The sequence below is a fragment of the Arcticibacter sp. MXS-1 genome (assembly GCF_041902385.1).
Lineage (GTDB): Bacteria > Bacteroidota > Bacteroidia > Sphingobacteriales > Sphingobacteriaceae > Arcticibacter.
Map to the genome: position 1 here is coordinate 4,110,533 of NZ_CP169244.1, position 22,674 is coordinate 4,133,206.

A 22,674-nucleotide genomic window follows, 5' to 3' on the forward strand; every position below is an offset into this window, starting at 1 on the left:
TATCTCTTAGAGAGAAATTCCAGTGATTTCAATCTTAGTGAACTGCTGACGGTGTCCGTTCTTTTTCTTGTAACCTTTGCGGCGTTTCTTTTTAAAAACGATCACCTTATCGCCCTTTAAATGAGACACGATCTTAGCTGAAACCTTAGCTCCGTTCAGTGCATCTGCACCAACTTTGATACTACTTCCGTCTGCAGCTAACAATACATTGTCAAATTCAATACTAGCGCCTTCTTCTCCTTGTAAACGGTGTACAAAGATTTGTTGGTCTTTTGCAACCTTGAATTGCTGTCCGGCTATATTTACTATTGCGTACATTGTTAGATATTTTTTTAAATGAGGTGCAAATATAGGAAATGCATTTTTAACAAACAAGAGCGGAAAAGTTTATTTAGCGAGGTGTTTTGACTTCTTTCCGCCCAGCAAATGCACGGCAACCGTCAGCAAGCTCAGGACAAGCCCCACAGCTACCACTCCGTTCCATTGCCATATGGTCCAGGCCTGCCCGGCGATATACGTACCAGAAGCGCCGCCAATAAAATAGGAAACCATATAAACTGTGTTTAAGCGGTTTCGTGCTTCAGGGTGCAGCGCAAAGATAATCGTCTGGTTGGCTATGTGCATGGATTGAAGTCCGAGGTCGAGCAGCACCACACCGATAACTAGACCGGCCATGCTAGCCGCTGAAAAACCGAAGACCAGCCATGCAGCAAGGGTCATCAGGCAGGTAATAGTGATCAGCTTCCTTATCCATCCGGTCACTTATTCGTCCTACTACCGAAGCAGCTAGCGCGCCCCCCGCCCCTACCAGTCCAAATGCTCCGGCCACATCACTGCCCGAATTAAAAGGAGGCCCTTGCAGTAAAAATACCAGGGTGGTCCAGAATGCTCCAAATCCGGCAAAACCCAGCCCCCTCGCAGGGATGCTATTCTAAGCGCCGGCTCGGTCTTGGCATATTTTATCAGAGACGCCATTAACTCCTTATAACTACCTTTATAGTCTGGATAAACTTCGGGCAGCCAGACAGCAAGCGCCAGCCAGAGGGCCACCATTACTCCCGCAGCAATATAGAACATTGCCCGCCATCCATAGTGTTCTCCTACAAAGCCACTCAGCGTTCGCGAACAAAGAATACCAATCAGCAAACCGCTCATCACCGTACCGATCGCCTTGCCTCTTTCTTCTTCCCTTGCTAAATGTGCTGCCATGGGTACAAACAGCTGAGGCACCACAGAAGTGACACCAATCATAAAGCTTGCGGCCATCAGAATATGAATATTAGCAGCCGACGCGGCTAATAACAAGGCCGCAAGAATAAAAGCAAAATCGACAAGGATTAACCTCTTCCTTCGAAGCAGGTCACCCAGTGGAATAATGAAGAGTAACCCTACGGCATATCCGATCTGAGTAAGCACAGATACTACCGCAGCTTTTGATTGAGAGATATGAAACGTCGCTGCGATCTTCCCCAGCAGCGGCTGATTGTAATAGTTATTTGCAACTACAAGCCCCGACCCGGCCGCCATTAGCCAAAGGCCCGCCTTGGTCAGTTTTGGGGTAGTGCCACTCACGCCTGTCTCCTTTCCATCTTTATGCATCTGGGGCAAAGTAATTCAAATTCTGCCTTTGAGACGAGCGAAATCAGTCACACAACTGTTGAATTAACAGAAATGTATTTTTCTAAACTCCACACTGTGTCGTCTTATTCAACAAGCTTTACTGTCAACCGCGCGGCAAATCGTCTTTTTTAGCGTTTTTAGCGCTCTTTTGTTCTTTTTGAGCAATTGGCACGACTATTCTTATACTCTAGACATCGTTAACAATTAAAAATTAAAGACTATGAAAAAGGTATTGTTTTCAGCAGCTATATTGGCTTTCGCAGGTGCAACAGCGTTTAGTACTACAAGCCATCAGGTAAATGTTTCTAAGAGTAACGTAGTTTGGCAGGATACTACAAAAGACACCACCAGTACACCTACTGATACAACAAGTGCTCCTGCAGACACTACTCAGAGCAAATAAAAGTATTAATACATCTGCCCCTGTTAAACGGGATTGCTTATCCTCAATTACAATTAACACAACCTTGCAAGAGCTCCGAACCAATCGGGGCTCTTGTTGTTTGTTTCAAGATTTTTCGGAACAAATCGTAAAAATACGTGTTTGACCAAGGTGATGTACGCTATGGTTTACATAGTCGTTGAATACTAGTAGAACACATCTGGATGATTTTAATTGTAGACGACCTTTCGGAGAACCTACTCGGTCTCAGAAAGATACTTGAGCTAAACGATTTCGCCGTAGACGAAGCCCGATCAGGGGAAGAGGCTTTGAGGAAAGTGCTTAAAAACGTGTATTCGCTGATTATATTGGATGTTCAAATGCCAGGGATGGATGGCTTTGAGGTTGCTGAAGCATTATCAGGGTTCAGCAGGGCCAAGGACATACCTGTCATTTTCTTGTCGGCCGTAAATACCACCAAAGAGTTTATTACCAGGGGCTATATGACCGGGGGGTATGATTATATCACCAAACCGATGGACCCCGACATCCTATTACTTAAGGTAAAGAACTTACATAAACTGTCGCAGCAGAACTTCGAGTTAAAGCGTGCACACGAAGAGCTGGCAAAGGAGATCGAGGTAAGGAAATCGGCAGAGCAGAAAAAGGACGAATTTCTAAGTATAGCAAGTCACGAACTGAAAACACCACTGACTCGTGCTAAAGGGTATTTGCAGCTTTTAAAGATGCTCATAAATAACCAGGATAAAACTGAGGAGAGCAAGAGCTACCTGAAAAAAACAGAAGCCCAGATTGAAAAGCTGAACCTGCTCGTATCAGGAATGCTTGATCTTTCTAACATTGAAGCAGGCAAGATGGCCTTCAACATGGGGACTTTTAAAGTGAGCGACGCGGTAGACGGTGTGATGGACGTATTTAGAACAATTTATCCTGATTACAGGATTGTTCAAACCGGAGAAATTCCGGAGACCCTGTACGGCGACCAGGGCAAGATTGAGCAGGTGATGCTTGATTTCCTCTTTAATGCGGCCAAATACTCCCAAAACCAGAGGGAAGTTGCTCTTCATACTACCATAGAAGGGAATAATTTCCGTGTAGAAGTGACGGACAAGGGTGTTGGGATTGCCCCTGAAAAAATGCCGAAGCTCTTTCAGAAATTCTACCGGGCAGAAACTTCATACAACGAATTCCAGGGCCTGGGCATCAGCCTGTTTATATGTTCTGAAATTATCAAATACCACAGAGGAACGTACGGGGTGTCAAGTGAACCGGGCTTCGGTTCAACGTTCTATTTCACTATCCCGGCAGTGCAGCCCGCCTGACCCTCTCAGTTTCGCCGCCTATCCTATTCACGTCAATATACCTTATCTTTGCCTCCCCTATGTTTCAAGCAGCAACTTACAGGAAGTATTATAAGAGTAATTTAAATCTGGCAATACCAGTGGTGATCTCGCAACTCGGTCATACACTGGTGCACACTGCAGACAGCGTCATCGTCGGGCACTTTGCCGGAACCATTTCCCTGGCAGCAGTATCGCTGGTGAACAGTATTTTCACTATCGTGATGGTGGCAGGCATTGGTATCGCTTATGGCCTTACCCCCTGATAGCGCAGGAGAACGGACGGGGCAACTACTTAGAGTGCGGCAAGCTGCTTATCAACAGTCTTTTTATCAATATTGTCATCAGCGTATTGTTATTTGTGGCCGTGTATTTCGGCATGCTTCTGGTGATCGACCATATGGATCAGGATCCGCAGGTGGTACAAACCGCGAAGCCTTACCTGGCGCTTCTCGGAATGTCGATCATTCCATTGATGATCTTTAATACCTTTAAGCAATTTGCGGAAGGACTCGGTTTCACAAGACAGGCGATGACCATCTCCATTGTAGGGAACATCATCAATATCTGCCTCGGAATTACCTTTGTCAAAGGCTTGTTTGGGATTGAGCCAATGGGAGTCAAAGGCGTGGGCTGGAGTACGCTGATAGACCGGACCATTATGGCAATCGTGATGGGCTTTTATGTCATGCGCTCCCCAAACTTCCGCGAGCATTTGAAGAGCTTCACCACAAAAGCAGTCTGCAAGTTCACGTCCTTCCGCATCCTGAAGATCGGTGCACCTGTGGCGATGCAATATACCTTTGAGGTGAGCGCCTTCAGCGGAGCTGCCATCCTGATGGGAACCCTTGGCGCTATTCAGCAGGCGGCCCATCAGGTAGCAATCAACCTCGCGTCTATGACCTATATGATGGCGAGCGGCATATCAGCGGCAGCTACTATTCAGACGGGCAACAACTACGGCAAGGGAAATTATCACGACCTCCGGCTTTCTGCCAATGCCAGCTACCACATTGTACTGGTATTCATGTCGGTTACCGCCCTGATATTTGTAATCTGCAACAAATGGCTTCCCTGGATCTATACTGCCGACACACTCGTAATTGAGGTAGCGGCTCCCCTCCTCATCATTGCCGGACTGTTCCAGCTGTTTGACGGCTCTCAGGTTGTCGGTCTTGGCGTGTTACGGGGGATGGGCGACGTCAACGTACCAACTCTCATCACCTTTATCGCCTACTGGATCATTGGTCTGCCGCTCGCCTGGCTTCTCGGCATAAAGCTGGAACTAGGCGCTAACGGCATCTGGTATGGGCTTACATTCGGACTGCTGGCATCATCCATACTTCTTTACTTTCGCTATAATTTTTTCAGCCGGCGACTCCAGAGTTAAAAATAGATGTCGTTTGCCACTCTAAAGGTATTGCAGTGCGCTTCAACAATGTCAACAATATTGGTTGAATAGCCGCCGCCCATACTCACCTGCACAGGGATCCCCAGCGCACGGCAGCGCTCTAAAACAATCTGGTCCCTCTTTTTACACCCCTGCCTGGTCAGAGACAGATGGCCCAGTTTATCTGTCGACAGCACGTCCACTCCCGAAAGGTAAAATACAAAATCAGGCTTTACTTGATCAAAAAGGCTCGGTAAAGCAGACTGTAGAATCCTCAGGTACTCCTCATCTCCTGTACCAATGTCGAGGCCTATGTCAAGATCGGAACGTTCCTTTCTAAACGGGAAATTTTTCTCCGCGTGCATTGAAAAAGTAAACACCTCAGAATAATGTTCGAATAGCTGAGCAGTACCATTTCCCTGATGAACATCGAGATCAATAATCAGGATTTTCTTTGCCAGCCCTCGGTGCAAAAGAAAATTGGCAGCTACAGCCTGGTCGTTGAGCAGACAAAATCCTTCTCCCCAATTATAGCCGGCGTGATGGGTACCACCCGCAACATTAAAAGCAATTCCGTGCTCAAAGGCATAAAGAGCCCCCTCAATTGTCCCCTGGACGATCCTCTTCTCACGTTCTACCAGCGCACTACTGAGCGCAAAACCAGTGCGCCTTACTTCCCGGGCGCTAAGCGTCAAGTCGCGAAGCGCCATCCAGTATTCGGACTGATGCGTCCACAAGACAACCTCCTCGTCAACTGGGCGCGGAGAAAACAAGTTAGGAGGCCTTATTAGTCCCTCATAAAGCAACTGCCCGGGTATGAGCTCGTACTTCAGCATCGGAAAGCGATGCCCTTCCGGAAGCGGGTGAACATATATCGGATCAAAAGCAACTTTCAACACGGACCGAAAGTACGAAAAAGGAAGAAGCACTGATGACGCCGGCGATATCGTCTTAAAATTCCCTAGCTTTGCTCTTACTTTTGAGACGAAGAAGATTGTTTCGCGTCTCAGTGAAGCTCATACAAAAATGGATTATAAATTAGGAGAATTTGTTCGTTTCGTGGACGAAAAAAGGGAAGGTTACATCACCAGGATCTTCAACGATGAGATGATCGGTGTAACAGGAGATGATGACTTTGAAATTCCCGTCTTGGCCAGCAAGGTAACGCGTGTTCACGGACATGTCTATGATAGTACTTCAGCACAGGGAAACGCCGCAGAGCGTACTGCTCCTGCTGCAACTTTTGAAACTAAAGGAATCCATCTCGCCGTAGTACCCGACCAGCGGAAGGGATCAGTGGTTTACTTTTACCTCGTTAACAACACGTCCTTCCAGCTTCTGCTAACTCTTGTCACAGAAAAAACCAAAGAACTAAGGGGCGAATTTGCCGGCATCGTCAATCCCGGCACCGCAACGCAGGTATTTACCGCTTCTCTTTCAGAACTTGACATGTGGCCATCCTTTCATCTGCAAGTCCTTTACTTTACTACGCAAAACATATCGCTTCCCTCCCCGCTCCTGATTACTGAGAAATTCAGAGCTAAAGACTTTGCCGGAACAAAAAAGCGGGTAGCCCAGATCAAACAGGACGGATGGATCATACAACTGGATCAGGAGGAAGTAAAAGTCGACCCCGAGAAGCTGAAAGAAAGTTTTTTCAAGCCTGCGGAAGAAAAGAAAGAAATAGCAAAGCCTTCACGGGAGATTGATCTTCACATAGAGAAACTTCGTGACGACTTTCAATTCCTCAGCAAGAGCGAGATCCTGAAGATCCAGCTTGAGCATTTCAAGAAAAGTCTTGATGCTGCCATTGTTCATAAACTGCCCTCTATCATTTTTATTCACGGGGTAGGCAACGGAACCTTACGCATCGAACTTCATAAAAGACTTGGAAAGCATCCTCATGTCAAGACGTTCATGGATGCGCGCAAAGAAAAATTCGGTTATGGAGCTACTGAGGTGCTACTAAAGTAACCCATCGCCTCAGACATACTGCGGTAGGTTTCAAGCAAGGCCCCTAGTTAAACAATACTGGCAGAATGGCGTTAATTAGTCACTCTTACTAAAGCAGACTAATGCCTTTATGAAAATCCCGACGCAGAACTTACTGCAGCTTGCCATCGTTATTTTCCTCCTGTCGTGCGGAAGGACTGAAAAACAAGGAACCGAAACGCAGCAGGACACCTGGTATAAGAATGCATTTATCTATAACGTAGAGGTAGGAACGTTTAAAGACAGCGACGGCGACGGCCTGGGTGATTTTAAAGGTCTCATACAAAAGCTCCCTTATCTCGACAGCCTCGGCGTAGATGTGATTTGGCTTTCGCCTTTTATGCCATCGCCCGGAAAGGACGACGGGTACGACATTACCGATTACTACCGGGTGAATCCGAAGCTGGGCACCATGGCCGACTTTGATCGTTTTCTTGCTGAGGCGAAAAGCAGGAAAATCAGGGTGATTACTGACATCGTTTTGAATCACACATCTGTTGAGCACCCATGGTTTCGCAAGGCAAGGGCAGACAGCAATTCTAAATACCGGTTGTGGTACGTATGGGCCGACAAGAAGCCGGCAGATGCAGATAAAGGAATGGTGTTCCCCGGAGTTCAGAAAGAAACCTGGAGTTACGATAGCGTCGCGAAAAAATACTATTTCCACCGGTTCTACAAATTTCAGCCTGACCTGAACTACGGAAATCCTGATGTACAAAGAGAGGCCTTCAATATCCTGAAATTCTGGCTAAAGAAAGGTGTTGACGGCTATCGGCTCGACGCGGTTCCCTTTATTATCGATCTTCCTGAAACCGGCTCTGAGAACCCGGAACGCATGCTAAACCTGGTCGCCCGATTCCGGAAAGAGATGAAAGCCGTGAAGCCCGACGCGCTTATGCTGGGAGAGGCCAACCTTGCCCCCGAAGAGAATAAAGACTATTTCGGCGACAATGGGGAAGGCATGCAGATGATGTTCAACTTCTACGCCAATCAATATCTCTTCTATGCGCTGGCAAGCGGAAACATTTCTGAGCTGGTAAAGGCATTAAGGGATACAAAGCAGAAACCACCGGCAGCTCAGTGGGCATATTTCCTGCGGAACCACGACGAGGTAGACCTGGCCAGACTGAGCACCAAGCAGCGGAACCTTATTTTTGCAAAGTTCGGCCCTGATTCAAACATGCAGCTCTATGAACGGGGCATCCGGCGTCGCCTTGCTCCCATGCTCAATAACGCCAGGCAGCTGCGGATGGCCTACAGCCTGCTGTTCTCACTTCCCGGCGCTCCGGTGATACGATATGGAGAAGAAATAGGAATGGGCGACGACCTCAGCCTGCAGGAACGCCTCTCTGTACGTACCCCTATGCAGTGGTCGCTTCAGGTCAACGGAGGCTTCTCCTCATCACGAACAACGGTAAGACCAGTCATCAGCTTTGGCAGCTATGGCTATCAACGTCTCAATGTAGCAGAACAACAACGGTCGCCCGGCTCTCTTTTAAATTTCATCACTCATTTGTCGGCCCTCAGGAAACAACATCCCGAGATAGGCTTAGCTAACTTCGAAGTGCTGGATTCCAAGACGGATCACATCCTGGCGATCGATTACCGCTATCAAAAAAAGCGCCTTATGATCATCCATAACTTTAGCAAAGAACCCCTTGCCTTTCACCTCGATCCCGCATGGTCAGTCGCAGGCACACTAAACGAGTTGCTGTCAGGCAGAAAGCTAAAGATCGGCAGACCCGATAATGTAAAAATCGAGCTGGAGGGCTACGCCTGCCGGTGGTACGAGATCTTACCCTAACTGCTCCGGCTAACCGAAGCTGCTTAACTCTTACGAAGTCCGGCTTATAAGTCCTAACTTAGCATCCGAAGCTTAAGAAGAAATAATAGAAAGTGCATGGCTCAGTACGAAACAAGAAAAGACGTTCCCTCTAAGAAAAAGTTTTTTTATCCTGTAATAGATCCTCTGAAAGACTACCTGGTGAAGTATAACCGGAAAATAAAGCTCCCGGTGGAATACTCCGACCTGCTGCGCTTTCAGATGAGCACTCCGCTCCTCGATAAAAGCGGGAACGACACGTTATGGCAAACGGTATATTACGACCAGAGTGAGATGAACGAGCTGTTCCCTAACCTCGTTGCCATCTACGTCCTGATGTGTGCCGACGGCGACAACCAGGTAGCCGAAAATCTCACCATCGCTCAGATCGACTATTGTACCTTCGGAAACTCCAAACCCTTCCGTATCCGGGTGATCAACCGCTACAATGACAACTACGACTACATCTATGTAAAAATAGCAGATGCTTCAAGAGTATACGGCCTGGAACTGGAACACATCTTATCCCCAAACCGCATTACCTACCTCACCGATGGTACAACGCTTATTGAGGAGCACATTTCAGGGCTTCCCGGAGACATCTTCATAAAACAGCGTCTCAATACTTCTAAATTTAACCAGATCCGTATCTGTAAGGAATTCGTAAAGTTTAACGAACGTTGCTTCATCCGCCTGCTGGGTGACATGCGATCTTACAACTACGTCGTCCACATCACACCCGATATCGAAGGCAATCAATACAGAATGAGGGCCATTGACTTCGACCAGCAGTCTTACGAAGGCCGCCGCAACTTTTACCTTCCCCACTTCTTCAAGGAAAACAATCCGCTGGTCATGCTCGGCATGAAACACATGGATAAAGCAACCATGCGACAATACCAGGAGGAAGAGCGCAGTCTTATTTACAACCGTATGCGACTGGTGCATTATCGCTTACGCGACCTGCTTGCAGTAATGAAAATCCAGGAGATCTCGCCTATCCATAAAGTAAAGAACCTTGCTTTGGAACTAAGCGAGTACCACAAGCGCGAGTCCTTTAACAAATGCAGTAACATGGGCGAGCTTGTGGAAGAACAGCTCAAGGTCTTCTTCGAAAAAAGGCAATAAAACAGCAAGGAGTTGTTGCAAGATGTTAAGGTTTTGTTAAAAGTCGCCAAAAAAGGATCATCGTTGTAACACATTTTTTTCAGAGCAGTCTATGGTATAAAGAAAACCACAAAAGACACAGCCATGAAAAGAGTAGCTTTAATGTTAACAGCAATTTATTTCGGAATTACGCTTAGTTCGTTTGCTGCTGATGAAAATTCAAAAGAGCGGAAGCTCACGGTTGATTATGCGATCCAGACCTATGTCGATGCACTTACCGAGGGCAAGGTTAAGCTCTTAAATGAAGTCCTTGATGCCGATGTGAAGTTTTCGGTGGCCCAGGGTGATAAGATGGAGAACTATACCCGCGAGCAGATTCTTGAACAAGTGCGGCGGGCAGAAAACGTTAAACAGAATTGCACAGCGGAATACACCCTTGTCGACCAAAACCTTTCACAGGCGATATATAAGGTCGTGTTCGATTATCAAAGCTTTAAAAAGGTAAATTTTGTTACGGTGGTACAGACCAAAAAGGGATGGAAGTTGACCAATGTATCCGTCTCTTACAAGTGATAATTTTACCGAAAGGCTATTTTCGAGAAGAAAATTCGCCGAAGCCTTGAAAGAAATAGATCAAAAGAGCATTTTGTGATTTGGATCACAATTAAAAATTCTCAGTTTTTTCTCATTCTGTAATAAGAAACAATGTCAGTTCGCAGCTTTATTAAACGAATTTTAAGAAGTAGCGAAACGGCTTAAATATTTACTAAAAGTGCAGCAGAGGGCGTAAAAGACTAACTTTCAATAGTACTAAAACGTTTAATTAGTAAAAAACTAACATACCTAATATTCAGTATTATGAAAGCTTTAAAAACTATAATCACCGCATTCTGTATAGCATTATCCTTCACCGTATTTTCAAAGGACGACGGAGCAAAAGACCAGAAGCTTAGCATGAGCTACGCTGTTCAAACCTACATTGACGCCATGACGCTGGGCAAGATTAAAGACTTTGGCGAAGTGCTTGACAACGATGTAAAGTTCACAATGACACAGGGACAAAAGATTGTAAACTTCAACAGAGCACAGATGCTGAGCGCACTGAAGGGATCAGAAAACATGGAGCAAAATTGCAAGACTTCTTACTCCGTGGTTGAACAGAATGACGCGCAGTCAATTGTTAAAGTAACAATGACCTACGATGTATTTACCAGAACGAACTACGTAACAATTTCCCACACAGACAAGGGCTGGAAGATCACCAACGTCTCTAGCGTGTTCAATTAAGCCGCTTGTAAGAAATTTAATCAGAAGGGAGATTAGATTACGAAGAGAAGGCCGGAAGCACTAACTGCTTCCGGCCTTCCTTTTTTACTTGCCGTGCAGAAACGGCATACTACGCTGCACTTTCTTCTGCAATGGTAGCGGCTGATGCAGCAGTCTGTGCATCATCCTTTTCTACCCGCAGGTTCTTTACAATGTGTTGTTGACGGTCAGGCGTGTTTTTTCCCATGAAATATTCAAGGAGCGCACGAATATTCGTCTCCTTAAGAATCACCGGTTCCAGATGAATGTCCTTCCCTATAAAGAGGCCAAACTCGTCAGGCGATATCTCGCCTAACCCTTTAAACCTTGTAATCTCAGGCTTTACCCCAAGCTTCTGAATCGCCCGAACCTTTTCCTCCTCACTATAGCAGTAGATCGTCTCCTTCTTGTTACGAACCCTGAAAAGAGGCGTCTGGAGAATGGAAACATGACCCGCCTTTACCAGATCAGGGAAGAACTGCAGAAAGAAAGTCATCATCAGCAAACGGATGTGCATTCCGTCCACGTCCGCATCTGTTGCAATAACGATGTTATTATAACGAAGTCCGTCCAGGCCGTCCTCAATGTTCAGCGCATGCTGCAGCAGATTGAACTCCTCGTTCTCATACACCACTTTCTTGGTCAGACCAAAACAGTTAAGGGGCTTTCCTTTCAGACTGAAAACCGCCTGAGTCATTACATCGCGCGATTTGGTGATAGAACCGCTTGCCGAATCTCCCTCTGTGATAAAAAGCGTAGTCTCTTGCTTCCTTTCATGATTGTCGTCGAAATGGATCTTGCAATCCCTGAGTTTCCGGTTATGTAGAGAAGCTTTTTTTGCACGCTCATTTGCGAGCTTTTTGATTCCCGCGATGTCCTTCCTTTCCCTTTCCGACTGAAGGATCCGCTTTAACAACGCATCTGCTGTCTCGGGGTTCTTCAGGAGGTAGTCGTCCAGCTCCTTCTTTACAAAATCGTTCACAAAAGCACGAACAGAAGGTCCGTCAGGACCTACGTTGAGAGATCCCAGCTTGGTCTTCGTCTGCGACTCAAATACCGGCTCCTGTACACGCACAGAAATTGCAGCAACAATTGAAGCGCGCACATCTGAGGCATCAAATTCCTTTTTAAAGCGCTCCCTGATGGTCTTCACTACCGCTTCACGAAACGCCGCCTGATGTGTCCCTCCCTGGGTGGTATGCTGACCGTTTACAAACGAGTAATATTCCTCCCCGTACTGCTGACCGTGCGTCATGGCGATCTCAATATCCTCACCCTTTAAATGGATGATGGGATAACGGATATGCTCGGGCTCGGTATTCTTGGAAAGCAGGTCGTGAAGCCCTTTCTCAGAAAAATACTTCTGTCCGTTAAAGTTGATCGTCAGACCGGCATTCAGGAATACATAGTTCCAGATCATGTTCTCAACGAACTCCGGAATAAAACGATAATGGCGGAAGATAGAATCGTCAGGAATAAACGTGATCGCCGTTCCATTCCGTTGCGTGGTATCCTTCTCCGCCTCATCGCGTATCAGCTCACCTTGATGAAATTCTGCTATTTTAGTCCTTCCATCGCGGTAAGACTGCACGGTAAAAGAAGTGGAAAGCGCGTTGACCGCCTTCGTACCTACCCCATTTAGTCCAACCGACTTTTGGAACGCTTTTGAATCGTATTTACCTCCGGTATTGATCTTCGAAACACAGTCGATCACCTTTCCCAACGGAATACCACGTCCGTAATCACGTACTGATACCTTGTGCTCTGATATATTGATCTCGATCGTTCTTCCCGCTCCCATCACAAACTCATCGATGGAGTTGTCGACGATCTCTTTTAATAACACATATATCCCGTCATCGTAAGCCGATCCGTCTCCCAGCTTCCCGATATACATACCCGGACGCAGCCGGATATGCTCTTTCCAATCGAGCGACCGGATACTATCTTCACTATATTGTGTATTCTCTGCCATACTAGATATGGGGCTTTATACGTACCCGAAGGCTACGTGTCCCCTTTTGCCATGCAAAAATAAAACTTCCCCGCTATAATTTAGCGCAACTGGAGAGTAAATGGCCGAAAGCCTCCATGCTGCCAGAGAGGCGTTGCAAAAGAGCTACAATCAATGTAACCGGCGAGTTGATTAACGAAAGGTAGCAGCTTATCAGAGAGTGCTGACTGAAATACCAATGTCAGCGCAACAGCAGACTCTACATCCCAAAAGCCAGGCGCTTCTGGCAGAGACAATACCAATCAGCCCAAAATGCGCATTAAACGTCAAAGTTTTGCGGTTACTGACGCGCCGACCGCCTTGTCTGCATAGTAAGGCATGATCTTAATCTTCCCCTTTTCTTTAAGCAAATGTCTTATACCTGGATAAAGCTTGTATGCCGCCTTTGTCGACAAGATCCCAAGTCCCGCTCCGGCCACGACGTTACTAAACCAGTGGGCATTGTTATACACCCGCAAGATTCCCGTTGTTGCCGCGGCAGAATATGCAGCGATTCCAAAGAGAGGAGAACGTGATCCAAACTCCTGATTTACGAATTCAGCAGCCGCAAAAGCTGTCGCGGTGTGGCCTGAAGGAAACGATGAATGCGCACGTCCGTTTGGCCTAAGCTGCCTGGTCGCCTTCTTTAGTATTGTGACCGACCCTCCCATAATACCCGAAGAGATAACATACAAGGCCATTTGATCTTTTACCGGATGTGCCCCTCGTAATCCGGCGATGTTTAAAACGCAAGCAGCCATGGCGGGCGAATATTGAAGATAATCATCGATAGCAGTTGCAAAATGAGGATGATCCTGCCTGACCTCACGAAAAACGCTCCTGTCCACTTCCACCAATGAGCGATTGCTTAAGGCAACAAAACCATACGCAACAAATAAGGCAGGCGGCACATAGGTCACAAGTTTCTCTTTAGGTTGTCCAGCCTCAAAAAAGTCCCCCGATTGTCCTGCCTCTACAAAGGAAGCTGGTTCAGCCATTGGTTGGCTCAGCAACAGTGAATCTACCTGAGCACTTGCCGCTGTGCAAACGAACAGGAATAAGATCAATAACGCTTTCATCTTCAACTTTATACTGATCTTAGTGTTCCCGGGTTATGCTTTTTCGAAAACATTTGCGACCCAGGCTTACGAAAGGCGATGAAAGATAATTGGGAGATCTTAGCCACTTCGCATTAAGCGGCAGCTTGCCTGTGATGGCATTAAGCGAGCCACACATCGCGGTCTTTAAAAATTATTAGCGATCTCTCCTCACTAACAATAAAGATTCAGAAACCAGCGTCGCGGAACATCACACATCTGTACTGAAGCACCGGGCAAGTCTATGAGAGCCCTCGGTGTCGCGGATATCATACAAGGGATGTATGGCAATACTAACAACTTCGACACGTTTCCCCTTCTAATCCTTCTGCCTGAGGAGGAAAAAGCAGGTTTTTTTCAGATTTTTCGAGCATAACCAGCAACGTGCAGTCTTTGGTATAGTATTGGAATCAGTCAGTACAAAGGCTTTATTATGGTAGTAGTAAACAGAGTACAAGTTCAGGACAACAAAAACAACGGAGAAAATGAAGAGCAAAAATGGGAGAATCCGAAAGCTCCCGAACAGGCTTCTGATCCCCGCGATATTGAGCAGCTTGAACGTCAGAAAAAAGAGGCGGAGATGAGGAAAAATAACCTCTCTGACCCCGAGGAAGACGAATGACTCCGGCATTGATCGCCAATATAGGTCACCTGCTTCCGTTAGCAAAAATACAAGTCGGCAGACAGTATTGAAGCAAGACACATTGCTCTATAACCTGTCACAGCCGCCCCACATTGAATACAATCGTTCTTTTTCCCTCAGTTAAACAATAAGAAAATAGGCCCGCCATCGCGGGCTTATTGTTTTTATGACCTTCTTCGAAAAGCGCTTCAGATTATTTAAATCGTGTAGATCCGTCATTACCGCTTAACTCTCATAGTCTCCAATTTAGTCACGAGGCAAAGTCTGGCGGCATTAACGCACGTCTTTCGTAGGTCTAATAACGCCACATCGTTACGTCCGAAGGCAAGAAGGGACATCCCTTGCGTTCTGATTCATGTTTGTATTTACTTATTCGGAAGATCATTCTGAGAGTATATCAGTTTTTAAAGGCCAGAAACAATATTCAATTCTCTTTTATCCCCGTTTGAGAGCACAGCTCATGAATGCTTCTTGTAAAAAAAACGAGAGAAAAAGACCAAAACGAGAGAATCTTAACATTCAAGGAAAGAAAAAGCTCGGTTTATAACTAAGTTTGAGTTTTTATAGTCATAAATGAGAACACACTTGCTATTTTTTACACTTCTTTTAATTTGCAGTAAGCAGTATGCCCAAAGCATAAAGAAACCGCTGGATCATTCGGTCTATGACGGATGGCAAAGCGTTGCTTCCGAGGCCATATCTGATGATGGCAAATGGATCGTCTACGCTGTAACTCCTCAGGAAGGCGACGCGCGACTGGTGATTACAGAGCGTCTCTCCGGAAAAACTAAAGTAGTTGAACGGGGAGCCAAACCACGTTTCACCACAGACTCTAAGTTCGTTGTTTTTACCATCAGCCCCACGTTTAAGGAAACAAGAACGGCAAGGATCAAAAAAACGAAAAGCTCGCAGATGCCGAAGGACAGCCTTGGGCTGCTTAATCTGGCCAGCCTTTCATTGCTAAAGTTTCCCGCTGTGAAGTCGTTCAAGGTACCAGAGAAAGGGGCCGGCTCTGTAGCCTGGCTTTCTTATGCGGATACAGACAGTACAAAAAAGGGTTCTACTAACAAGAAAGATAATAGCCGAGACGAGGAGGAGGACACGAAGGACAAGCAGGAAAAACAGGGAGCGAAACTGACTGTATATAACCTGAGCAACAAGCGAAGCGAGACCTTTACTTCGGTAACGGAATTTTGCTATACCCCGGATGGCCGTGCATTGGCTATGGCAACAGCGAAAACCAAAAAAGACAGCACTAAATCATCAGGAGTCGCCATTTACGAAGTCAAAACCAGAGTCACCAGGAAAGTGAGCTCAGGTATGAACGAATACAAGAACCTCGCTTTTGACTCTGAAGGGCGACAGCTCGCATTTGCTGCAGAGAACGAGCCGCTCAAGTCGCAGTTCAAGTACTACAAGCTTTATTACTATGCAACAGGGAAAGACAGCGCTTCTGTTATAGCCACGCACCAGACAGCCGGCGTTCCCCAGGGCTGGAGCATCAGTGCAGATGGAGAGATTAAGTTTAGCAAGGATGGCAAAAAGCTCTTCTTTGGTACTGCCCCGCTGGGGCTTTTAAAAGATACTAGCCTGGTAGATTTCGAAGTAGCCAAGGTGGACATCTGGAATTACAAGGACGATTACATTCAGCCAATGCAGCTGAAAAACCTGGAAAAAGATCAAAAGAGAAGCTATAGCGCTTTAATCTACCCTGCTACCCCTGAAAAAGTAATTCAGCTGGGTGATCAGAAGATGAACAGGATCATCGCACCAGAAAATGGCACGGAGGAAGAAATACTTGGCACCTCGGATGAGGGACATCGCATTGAGACCCAGTGGACCGGTTCACGCAAGCGCGATATTTACCTCATCTCTGTCAAAGATGGAAGCAGGCGCCGGATAGCTGAGAATATCACCGGCGATGTCATGATGTCCCCCGGGGGAAAGTTTGTGGTATGGTATAACAGAACTGACCGCAACTGGTATTCATACGACATCAGGCAGAAATCGCAGATTTGCCTCAATAAGAACCTCAAGGTAAACTTTTACGATGAGACCAACGATGTGCCGGATGATCCTGACGCTTATGGGCTGTCGGCCTTCCTGGAGGACGACAAGGGCGCACTTATTTACGACCGCTACGACATCTGGAACTTCGATCTCGCTTCCGGAGCCGCAAGAAATCTCACAAATGGTTACGGAAGACGCCATAACATCCGTCTGAGGTTCTTCAACTTCGAGAAGAAAAAAGAGCAGAAAGAGGATGACAACCTTCCCGAGGTAGCGAAGTTAAAGCAACCGCTCTACTTAGATGCCTTCAATTATGGAAACAAATACGGGGGCTGGTATAAGACTACCCTCACAGCCAAAGGAGACCCTCAGCTCTTGACCATGGGGCCAATCAGTTACTCAAGGCCGGTAGCTGCGAGGGACGCGTCTTATTTCATTTACAAAAAAGAGAATTTTCTGCTGTCGCCTGATCTTTACGTTTCTGCCGACTTCAGGAAGGAAACCAGGCTAAGCTCACTTAATCCTCAGCAAAAAAACTACAATTGGGGTACGGCTGAACTAATAAAGTGGACTACTCCAAAAGGCCACCAGTCGGAAGGGGTACTGTACAAACCCGAAAACTTTGATCCGTCAAAGAAGTATCCGATGATCGTTTACTTTTACGAAAAGCTCACTGATCGTCTCTATGCATATACCGCGCCCGCTCCTACCCCGTCGAGGTTGAATATCTCTTACTTCGTAAGCAACGGGTACATGGTATTCACTCCGGATATTTCGTATGAGACCGGACATCCGGGCAGGTCGGCAGAAGAGTACATCAATTCGGGAGTAGAGTTTCTGAAGAAGAATGCCTGGGTGGACGGAAGCAAAATCGGCATTCAGGGACAGAGCTGGGGTGGCTATCAGGTAGCTCACCTGATCACCAGGACCAACATGTACGCCGCTGCATGGGCAGGTGCTCCTGTGGTGAACATGACCTCGGCGTACGGAGGTATCAGATGGGAGACGGGCATGAACAGACAGTTCCAGTACGAAAAAACACAGAGCAGAATTGGTGCTACGCTTTGGGAGAAACCAGAACTCTATATTGAGAACTCGCCGTTATTTCACCTTCCGAATGTGACGACGCCCGTCGCCATAATGGCAAATGATGCTGATGGAGCGGTGCCATGGTATCAGGGCATTGAAATGTTCACCGCCCTCCGCAGGCTTGGAAAGCCGGTATGGATGCTCAATTATAATAACGAAGCGCATAACCTGGTGCAAAGACAGAACAGAAAAGACATACAAAGACGAGAACAGCAGTTCTTTGATCACTTCCTGAAGGGGGCTCCTATGCCGCAGTGGATGGATAGAGGAGTGCCAGCTATTGAGAAGGGACTCAACTGGGGCTTCCAGACATCGGGGCAAAACTAAATGAGTCTCTGTTTCTTTGTGCACATGTTTAGTGCTTCGTTGATCGTCTTCTCGGGGAAAAACTTAATGAGCCGCTCTTTCTTAAAAAACAGACCGCCTTCGTTTACCTGTTCATACCCAAGGCAAAACTGAATGAGCATCTCTTTCTTCGCCCGGGCAGCCGGGCGAGGAAAGATTTTTCTATTTTTGCAAGATGTTAAACGAGAATTTAGACCCGGAAGCCTCAAGACTTAGTCCAACGGAGCGCGAGATTGAAAAAGTGCTGCGTCCGCAGGCATTTGAAGACTTTACAGGTCAGCAAAAAATACTCGACAACCTGCGGGTCTTTGTCCAGGCAGCCAAGCTGAGAGGGGAAGCATTAGACCACGTACTGCTGCACGGCCCCCCGGGACTTGGGAAAACCACGCTTTCCCATATCATCGCCAACGAGATGGGAGTAGGCATTAAAATCACCTCCGGTCCTGTACTAGACAAGCCCGGTGACCTTGCTGGTCTTCTGACCAACCTGGATCAGGGCGACATTCTCTTCATCGATGAGATCCACCGACTGAGTCCTCTCGTAGAGGAGTACCTCTATTCAGCCATGGAGGATTTTAAGATCGACATTATGCTCGAAACTGGGCCGAATGCCCGCTCTGTGCAGATCTCATTGAACCCTTTCACGCTGGTAGGAGCTACTACCCGATCCGGATTGCTGACGGCCCCCCTGAGAGCCCGATTTGGAATTAATGCAAGGCTTGAGTACTACGATGCTAAGCTACTCACTACCATCGTTCTGCGCTCTTCTTCTATCCTGAAAACGCCGATCACTGATGAGGGCGCCTATGAAATAGCGCGCCGAAGCCGGGGAACGCCCCGTATAGCCAACGCCTTGTTGAGGAGAACGCGCGATTTTGCTCAGATCAAGGGCAACGGAAGCATTGACACGGAGATTGCCCGCTACGCACTGAATGCCCTGAATGTAGACGAGCACGGACTCGACGAGATGGACAACAAGATCCTGAACACCATTGTGGATAAGTTTAAAGGAGGCCCAGTAGGAGTAAAAACAATTGCCACGGCAGTTGGAGAAGATGAAGGCACTATTGAAGAGGTCTACGAACCTTTCCTCATTCAGGAAGGTTTTTTAATGCGGACGTCCAGAGGCCGGGAAGTAACAGACCTCGCCTATCGCCATCTGGGCAAGATGAAACCAGGAGGCGCTCCTACGCTCTTCTGATACCAGAGGAAATAAGCGCACAGCTGTATGAATTATAGCGCTTTAGTGCTACCTTTGCCCCCGCAAATAAACAGGCCGCAGTGAAACACTGTCCTGTTCGCAGCAGTGCCCATAAGGCCTGCTTTCACTGTTATTAATATGAATCGTCATCCCGAAATAGAAAGAAGAAAGACCTTCGCAATCATTAGTCACCCTGACGCCGGTAAAACTACGCTTACTGAAAAGTTCCTGCTTTTCGGAGGTGCTATCAACACCGCGGGCGCCGTGAAAAGGAACAAGGCTAACCAGAATACCACCTCCGACTTTATGGAAATCGAAAAGCAGAGAGGTATCTCGGTTGCCACTTCTGTTATGGGATTTGAATATAAGGGCAAAAGGATCAATATCCTGGATACCCCCGGTCACAAAGACTTTGCTGAAGATACTTATCGCACGCTTTCTGCCGTCGACAGCGTAATCCTCGTGGTTGACAGCGTGAAGGGGGTTGAGGAGCAGACAGAAAAGCTGATGGAAGTATGCCGCATGCGCAACACTCCCGTCATCATTTTTATCAATAAGATGGACCGCGAGGGGAAAGACCCTTTCGACCTGCTGGATGAACTTGAAACCAAACTGACGATAAGTGTATGTCCTCAGTCCTGGCCCATCGGGCAAGGTTATACCTTCAAAGGGGTGTACAACATCTACGATAACCAGCTGAATCTATTTGAGCCCGATAAGACGAAGATCAGCGAGCCGGTGATTCAGGCAAGGGATCTTCATGACCCTGTACTGAGTCAGTATCTGCAGGAGAAACCGCTGGAGAAGCTGAAGGGTGACCTTGAACTAATCGAAGGAATTTACGGCGAGCTGGATAAAGACCTTTACCTGGAGGGACTTCTTGCCCCTGTGTTTTTTGGTAGTGCCATTAACAACTTTGGTATCCGAGAGCTGCTCGATACCTTTATTGACATCGCACCGAGCCCTTACAGTCGTGAGGCTGAGCAAAGAATGGTATACGCCGACGAGAAAGACTTCAGCGGCTTTGTCTTTAAGATCCACGCAAACCTGGATCCCAAGCACCGCGACCGCATTGCCTTCCTCAGGATTTGCTCGGGAAAGTTCGAACGGAACAAGTTCTACTACCATACCCGTCAGGATAAGAAGTTTAAGTTCTCCAATCCCATGGACTTCATGGCCAATGACAAGACACTGGTGGAGGAAGCATGGCCCGGCGACGTAGTGGGACTGTATGACAGTGGCAACTTTAAGATCGGCGACACCCTTACTGAAGGAGAAAAACTGCAGTTCAAAGGAATTCCGAGCTTCTCGCCTGAAATCTTTAAAGAGGTTGAGAATCGCGACCCGATGAAGACAAAGCAGCTTGAAAAAGGAATTCAGCAGCTTACAGAGGAAGGCGTGGCCCAGCTGTTTATTCAGCAGCCTGGTAACCGTAAGATAGTAGGGGCAGTTGGCGCGCTGCAGTTTGAAGTGATCAACTTCCGTCTGGAGCATGAGTATGGCGCTAAATGTGCATTCAGGCCGCTTTCCTTTTCCCGTTCCAGCTGGATAACCGCTAAAGACAGAAAAGACCTTGAGGAGATTATGAGAAGACGCGCTTCGCATATCGGCTTCGATAAAGATGGAAACCCTGTATTCCTTGCTGATAATGACTGGGCCATCAACCTTGCAAAAAGAGACTTTCCGGAGGTCGAGTTCCATACCACCTCAGAATTTAAAAAGATCGGCTAAGACCTATAAATTTACTCGGGGAGGAAGATTGTAATTTTCAGGTCAAGCTGAAAACAATCTTCCTCCCCTTTGATTTATATTAATAACTTTGCATCACGAAACCAGATTGTTGACAGATGAAAACCTTTGTAAGGCAATTGCTTGTTTTCTTTTTCACATTGGCCGTCCTCGAAAAGGCGGAGGTTTCTGTATTGCCCTTAATTATCTCAAAAACCGAGCTCAGCAAAGAGCTGATCCAGAAGGAAGCTGAGAATACATCGTCAAAAGAATCTGAGAACAGCAAAGAGCCCTCCGTGAAGGAGTATTGGCCCTGTTCTTACGCCTATCAGTGGGATGCACCATCGTCACTTCACAACCTGAATCTGCAGGTGGTTGAAGACCAGGCTTCCCTGCATTTGTTCTATCCCCCCGTACCTACTCCTCCTCCCAACAGGTCGTAATCGTCAGGACCATCGGTCGCGACGGGGCCCGTTAAACACGGTGCTAGTTTTGCTATTATGATTTAAGGCTGGCCTGCAAGCCGGCTTCATCCACATATTATATTGTTACATCAGTTAAACTGATTAATTATGAAAACGCTGAATTTAAAATTTGGTATCGCGCTTTTTGCATTCGTAGCCCTGAGCGCTACTGCCGTCAATGCACAGGTTAAAAACAATGAGGGTACATTAAGAACTAATGTTGAGCCTTTAACAAACTCGCTGTCTTATATCTCGCAGCTGGAGCCGCTTTCATTTAAATACAATGCCGATGAACGCAAGAAAATGAACCTTCCGGTGGGCAGGCAGTTCGGATTCCTGCCCGAAGACGTTCAGAAAGTACTTCCGGCAATTGTAAAAACGGAGAACAAAATGGTTCCTGCCGGAAAAAATGCCTTCAGAACTACGGCAGTACAGAACGTAGACCTCGAAAGTTTGATCCCTGTCCTGGTGGGTTCGATCAAAGAACAGCAGGCAGAAATTGAAAAGCTTAAGGAAGAAGTACGCTCCTTAAAGTCAATGGCCTCCAAATAGGCATATCCAATAGTCGCATACTTATATATTTAGTTTAGTTTTTAGCGGGAGGAGTGGTACTCCTCCCCTTTTTTACCCCTCATAGAATTCCTGAAGGGCGCCAAAGTAGGCTCCGTCCCAGCCCTGAGTAATGTCGTCGTAATCATCATCCGGAATATTGGTATGCCTCAGTTCCACCGATGTGCCATTCTTATGCGGATGGAGTTTGATGGTAACAATAGACTCTTCCTTCTGATCGCCGAAATACCACTGCTGCACAATTTTCCTGCCTTCCTCAAACTCAAGGTTTTTTCCTGAAATGCTTCCTTCCCACAAGGAGAACTCCGAACCGGGTTCAGTTGACATTTCCGCTTCTTCTCCCGTCCACAGGTGGATAGTAGCCGGATTAGTCAGCGCAAGGTAGACCTCTTCGGGCGAAGCAGGAACGATGTAATATTTCTTATAATCCTTCATAACTTTTTTGTAAACCTGTATTTCTTTTAAATGGCCGCAAAGAACATTCATTCAGCTTTCATCCCCCATTTGAGAGCACAGATCATGAGTGTTTTTTTATATTACCTTACAGGCACATAA

General features: G+C 46.8%; 20 protein-coding genes and 1 pseudogene. 14 read left to right on the forward strand and 7 right to left on the reverse strand.

Annotation, left to right across the window (positions count from 1 at the left end; genetic code table 11):
• Window positions 1-6: 6 nt before the first annotated feature.
• From rplU to ACES2C_RS17795, 3 genes are all read right to left on the reverse strand, one after another.
• Entirely contained in the window at window positions 7-318 is a 312-nt protein-coding gene (gene rplU, locus ACES2C_RS17785) for a 50S ribosomal protein L21 (protein ID WP_374166981.1), read from the reverse strand.
• 69 nt (window positions 319-387) lie between these two features.
• A complete protein-coding gene (locus ACES2C_RS17790; protein WP_374164408.1) occupies window positions 388-762 on the reverse strand; it encodes a hypothetical protein in 375 nt (124 codons plus the stop codon).
• A 42-nt stretch (window positions 763-804) separates the two neighbouring features.
• Window positions 805-1,599: an MFS transporter gene (locus ACES2C_RS17795; RefSeq protein ID WP_374164409.1), complete on the reverse strand. Its 795-nt coding sequence runs from the start codon at window positions 1,597-1,599 to the stop codon at window positions 805-807.
• Between the two features lie 241 nt (window positions 1,600-1,840).
• Here ACES2C_RS17795 and ACES2C_RS17800 point away from each other — a divergent pair, with 241 nt between their 5' ends.
• The 3 genes and pseudogenes from ACES2C_RS17800 (at window position 1,841) to ACES2C_RS17810 (ending at window position 4,753) form a co-directional block, all read left to right on the forward strand.
• The gene (locus ACES2C_RS17800) at window positions 1,841-2,023 is read left to right on the forward strand and encodes a hypothetical protein (protein WP_374164410.1); all 183 of its coding nucleotides are present in this window, start codon (window positions 1,841-1,843) and stop codon (window positions 2,021-2,023) included.
• A gap of 203 nt (window positions 2,024-2,226) precedes the next feature.
• The gene (locus ACES2C_RS17805) at window positions 2,227-3,345 is read left to right on the forward strand and encodes a response regulator (RefSeq protein ID WP_374164411.1); all 1,119 of its coding nucleotides are present in this window, start codon (window positions 2,227-2,229) and stop codon (window positions 3,343-3,345) included.
• A gap of 59 nt (window positions 3,346-3,404) precedes the next feature.
• Window positions 3,405-4,753 (forward strand): annotated as a pseudogene (locus ACES2C_RS17810) (MATE family efflux transporter).
• Here the strand turns inward: ACES2C_RS17810 and ACES2C_RS17815 are convergent.
• On the reverse strand, window positions 4,750-5,652 hold the full coding sequence (locus ACES2C_RS17815; protein WP_374164412.1) for a histone deacetylase: 903 nt from the start codon (window positions 5,650-5,652) through the stop codon (window positions 4,750-4,752). The pseudogene ACES2C_RS17810 and the gene ACES2C_RS17815 overlap by 4 nt on opposite strands.
• 127 nt (window positions 5,653-5,779) lie before the next feature.
• Here ACES2C_RS17815 and ACES2C_RS17820 point away from each other — a divergent pair, with 127 nt between their 5' ends.
• The 5 genes from ACES2C_RS17820 to ACES2C_RS17840 all read left to right on the forward strand — a co-directional run bounded on the left by ACES2C_RS17820 (window position 5,780) and on the right by ACES2C_RS17840 (window position 10,961).
• A complete protein-coding gene (locus ACES2C_RS17820) occupies window positions 5,780-6,727 on the forward strand; it encodes a DUF2027 domain-containing protein (protein ID WP_374164413.1) in 948 nt (315 codons plus the stop codon).
• A gap of 109 nt (window positions 6,728-6,836) precedes the next feature.
• Window positions 6,837-8,549: an alpha-amylase family protein gene (locus ACES2C_RS17825; protein WP_374164414.1), complete on the forward strand. Its 1,713-nt coding sequence runs from the start codon at window positions 6,837-6,839 to the stop codon at window positions 8,547-8,549.
• A gap of 96 nt (window positions 8,550-8,645) precedes the next feature.
• Window positions 8,646-9,695: a hypothetical protein gene (locus ACES2C_RS17830; RefSeq protein WP_374164415.1), complete on the forward strand. Its 1,050-nt coding sequence runs from the start codon at window positions 8,646-8,648 to the stop codon at window positions 9,693-9,695.
• Between the two features lie 123 nt (window positions 9,696-9,818).
• A complete protein-coding gene (locus tag ACES2C_RS17835; protein WP_374164416.1) occupies window positions 9,819-10,247 on the forward strand; it encodes a nuclear transport factor 2 family protein in 429 nt (142 codons plus the stop codon).
• Between the two features lie 285 nt (window positions 10,248-10,532).
• On the forward strand, window positions 10,533-10,961 hold the full coding sequence (locus ACES2C_RS17840) for a nuclear transport factor 2 family protein (protein ID WP_374164417.1): 429 nt from the start codon (window positions 10,533-10,535) through the stop codon (window positions 10,959-10,961).
• 109 nt (window positions 10,962-11,070) lie between these two features.
• Here ACES2C_RS17840 and ACES2C_RS17845 read toward each other — a convergent pair whose 3' ends face one another.
• Together ACES2C_RS17845 and ACES2C_RS17850 are read right to left on the reverse strand one after the other, a co-directional pair.
• Entirely contained in the window at window positions 11,071-12,954 is a 1,884-nt protein-coding gene (locus ACES2C_RS17845; protein ID WP_374164418.1) for a DNA topoisomerase IV subunit B, read from the reverse strand.
• Window positions 12,955-13,259: 305 nt separating this feature from the next.
• Complete coding sequence (locus tag ACES2C_RS17850; RefSeq protein ID WP_374164419.1) at window positions 13,260-14,051, reverse strand: phosphatase PAP2 family protein; 792 nt, start codon at window positions 14,049-14,051, stop codon at window positions 13,260-13,262.
• 451 nt (window positions 14,052-14,502) lie between these two features.
• On the opposite strand from ACES2C_RS17850, the gene ACES2C_RS17855 reads away from it, so the two are divergent.
• From ACES2C_RS17855 to ACES2C_RS17880, 6 genes are all read left to right on the forward strand, one after another.
• The gene (locus tag ACES2C_RS17855) at window positions 14,503-14,691 is read left to right on the forward strand and encodes a hypothetical protein (protein WP_374164420.1); all 189 of its coding nucleotides are present in this window, start codon (window positions 14,503-14,505) and stop codon (window positions 14,689-14,691) included.
• Between the two features lie 594 nt (window positions 14,692-15,285).
• The gene (locus ACES2C_RS17860; protein WP_374164421.1) at window positions 15,286-18,138 is read left to right on the forward strand and encodes a prolyl oligopeptidase family serine peptidase; all 2,853 of its coding nucleotides are present in this window, start codon (window positions 15,286-15,288) and stop codon (window positions 18,136-18,138) included.
• Between the two features lie 193 nt (window positions 18,139-18,331).
• The gene (ruvB, locus tag ACES2C_RS17865; RefSeq protein ID WP_374164422.1) at window positions 18,332-19,357 is read left to right on the forward strand and encodes a Holliday junction branch migration DNA helicase RuvB; all 1,026 of its coding nucleotides are present in this window, start codon (window positions 18,332-18,334) and stop codon (window positions 19,355-19,357) included.
• A 138-nt stretch (window positions 19,358-19,495) separates the two neighbouring features.
• On the forward strand, window positions 19,496-21,088 hold the full coding sequence (locus tag ACES2C_RS17870) for a peptide chain release factor 3 (protein ID WP_374164423.1): 1,593 nt from the start codon (window positions 19,496-19,498) through the stop codon (window positions 21,086-21,088).
• A 116-nt stretch (window positions 21,089-21,204) separates the two neighbouring features.
• Complete coding sequence (locus ACES2C_RS17875) at window positions 21,205-21,528, forward strand: hypothetical protein (protein WP_374164424.1); 324 nt, start codon at window positions 21,205-21,207, stop codon at window positions 21,526-21,528.
• A 129-nt stretch (window positions 21,529-21,657) separates the two neighbouring features.
• Window positions 21,658-22,101, forward strand: a complete 444-nt coding sequence (locus tag ACES2C_RS17880; protein ID WP_374164425.1) for a tail fiber domain-containing protein — start codon at window positions 21,658-21,660, stop codon at window positions 22,099-22,101.
• A gap of 72 nt (window positions 22,102-22,173) precedes the next feature.
• Here the strand turns inward: ACES2C_RS17880 and ACES2C_RS17885 are convergent, their stop codons facing one another.
• Window positions 22,174-22,554, reverse strand: coding sequence for an SRPBCC domain-containing protein (locus ACES2C_RS17885; RefSeq protein WP_374164426.1), 381 nt, complete (start codon window positions 22,552-22,554; stop codon window positions 22,174-22,176).
• Between the last annotated feature and the right edge of the window lie 120 nt (window positions 22,555-22,674).

Bases quoted from the DNA above. Each gene is read 5' to 3' on its own strand.
- rplU (WP_374166981.1), bottom strand. From the start codon at position 318: ATGTACGCAATAGTAAATATAGCCGGACAGCAATTCAAGGTTGCAAAA.
- ACES2C_RS17795 (WP_374164409.1), bottom strand. From the start codon at position 1,599: ATGCATAAAGATGGAAAGGAGACAGGCGTGAGTGGCACTACCCCAAAA.
- ACES2C_RS17800 (WP_374164410.1), top strand. From the start codon at position 1,841: ATGAAAAAGGTATTGTTTTCAGCAGCTATATTGGCTTTCGCAGGTGCA.
- ACES2C_RS17805 (WP_374164411.1), top strand. From the start codon at position 2,227: ATGATTTTAATTGTAGACGACCTTTCGGAGAACCTACTCGGTCTCAGA.
- ACES2C_RS17820 (WP_374164413.1), top strand. From the start codon at position 5,780: ATGGATTATAAATTAGGAGAATTTGTTCGTTTCGTGGACGAAAAAAGG.
- ACES2C_RS17825 (WP_374164414.1), top strand. From the start codon at position 6,837: ATGAAAATCCCGACGCAGAACTTACTGCAGCTTGCCATCGTTATTTTC.
- ACES2C_RS17830 (WP_374164415.1), top strand. From the start codon at position 8,646: ATGGCTCAGTACGAAACAAGAAAAGACGTTCCCTCTAAGAAAAAGTTT.
- ACES2C_RS17835 (WP_374164416.1), top strand. From the start codon at position 9,819: ATGAAAAGAGTAGCTTTAATGTTAACAGCAATTTATTTCGGAATTACG.
- ACES2C_RS17840 (WP_374164417.1), top strand. From the start codon at position 10,533: ATGAAAGCTTTAAAAACTATAATCACCGCATTCTGTATAGCATTATCC.
- ACES2C_RS17845 (WP_374164418.1), bottom strand. From the start codon at position 12,954: ATGGCAGAGAATACACAATATAGTGAAGATAGTATCCGGTCGCTCGAT.
- ACES2C_RS17850 (WP_374164419.1), bottom strand. From the start codon at position 14,051: ATGAAAGCGTTATTGATCTTATTCCTGTTCGTTTGCACAGCGGCAAGT.
- ACES2C_RS17855 (WP_374164420.1), top strand. From the start codon at position 14,503: ATGGTAGTAGTAAACAGAGTACAAGTTCAGGACAACAAAAACAACGGA.
- ACES2C_RS17860 (WP_374164421.1), top strand. From the start codon at position 15,286: ATGAGAACACACTTGCTATTTTTTACACTTCTTTTAATTTGCAGTAAG.
- ruvB (WP_374164422.1), top strand. From the start codon at position 18,332: ATGTTAAACGAGAATTTAGACCCGGAAGCCTCAAGACTTAGTCCAACG.
- ACES2C_RS17870 (WP_374164423.1), top strand. From the start codon at position 19,496: ATGAATCGTCATCCCGAAATAGAAAGAAGAAAGACCTTCGCAATCATT.
- ACES2C_RS17875 (WP_374164424.1), top strand. From the start codon at position 21,205: ATGAAAACCTTTGTAAGGCAATTGCTTGTTTTCTTTTTCACATTGGCC.
- ACES2C_RS17880 (WP_374164425.1), top strand. From the start codon at position 21,658: ATGAAAACGCTGAATTTAAAATTTGGTATCGCGCTTTTTGCATTCGTA.
- ACES2C_RS17885 (WP_374164426.1), bottom strand. From the start codon at position 22,554: ATGAAGGATTATAAGAAATATTACATCGTTCCTGCTTCGCCCGAAGAG.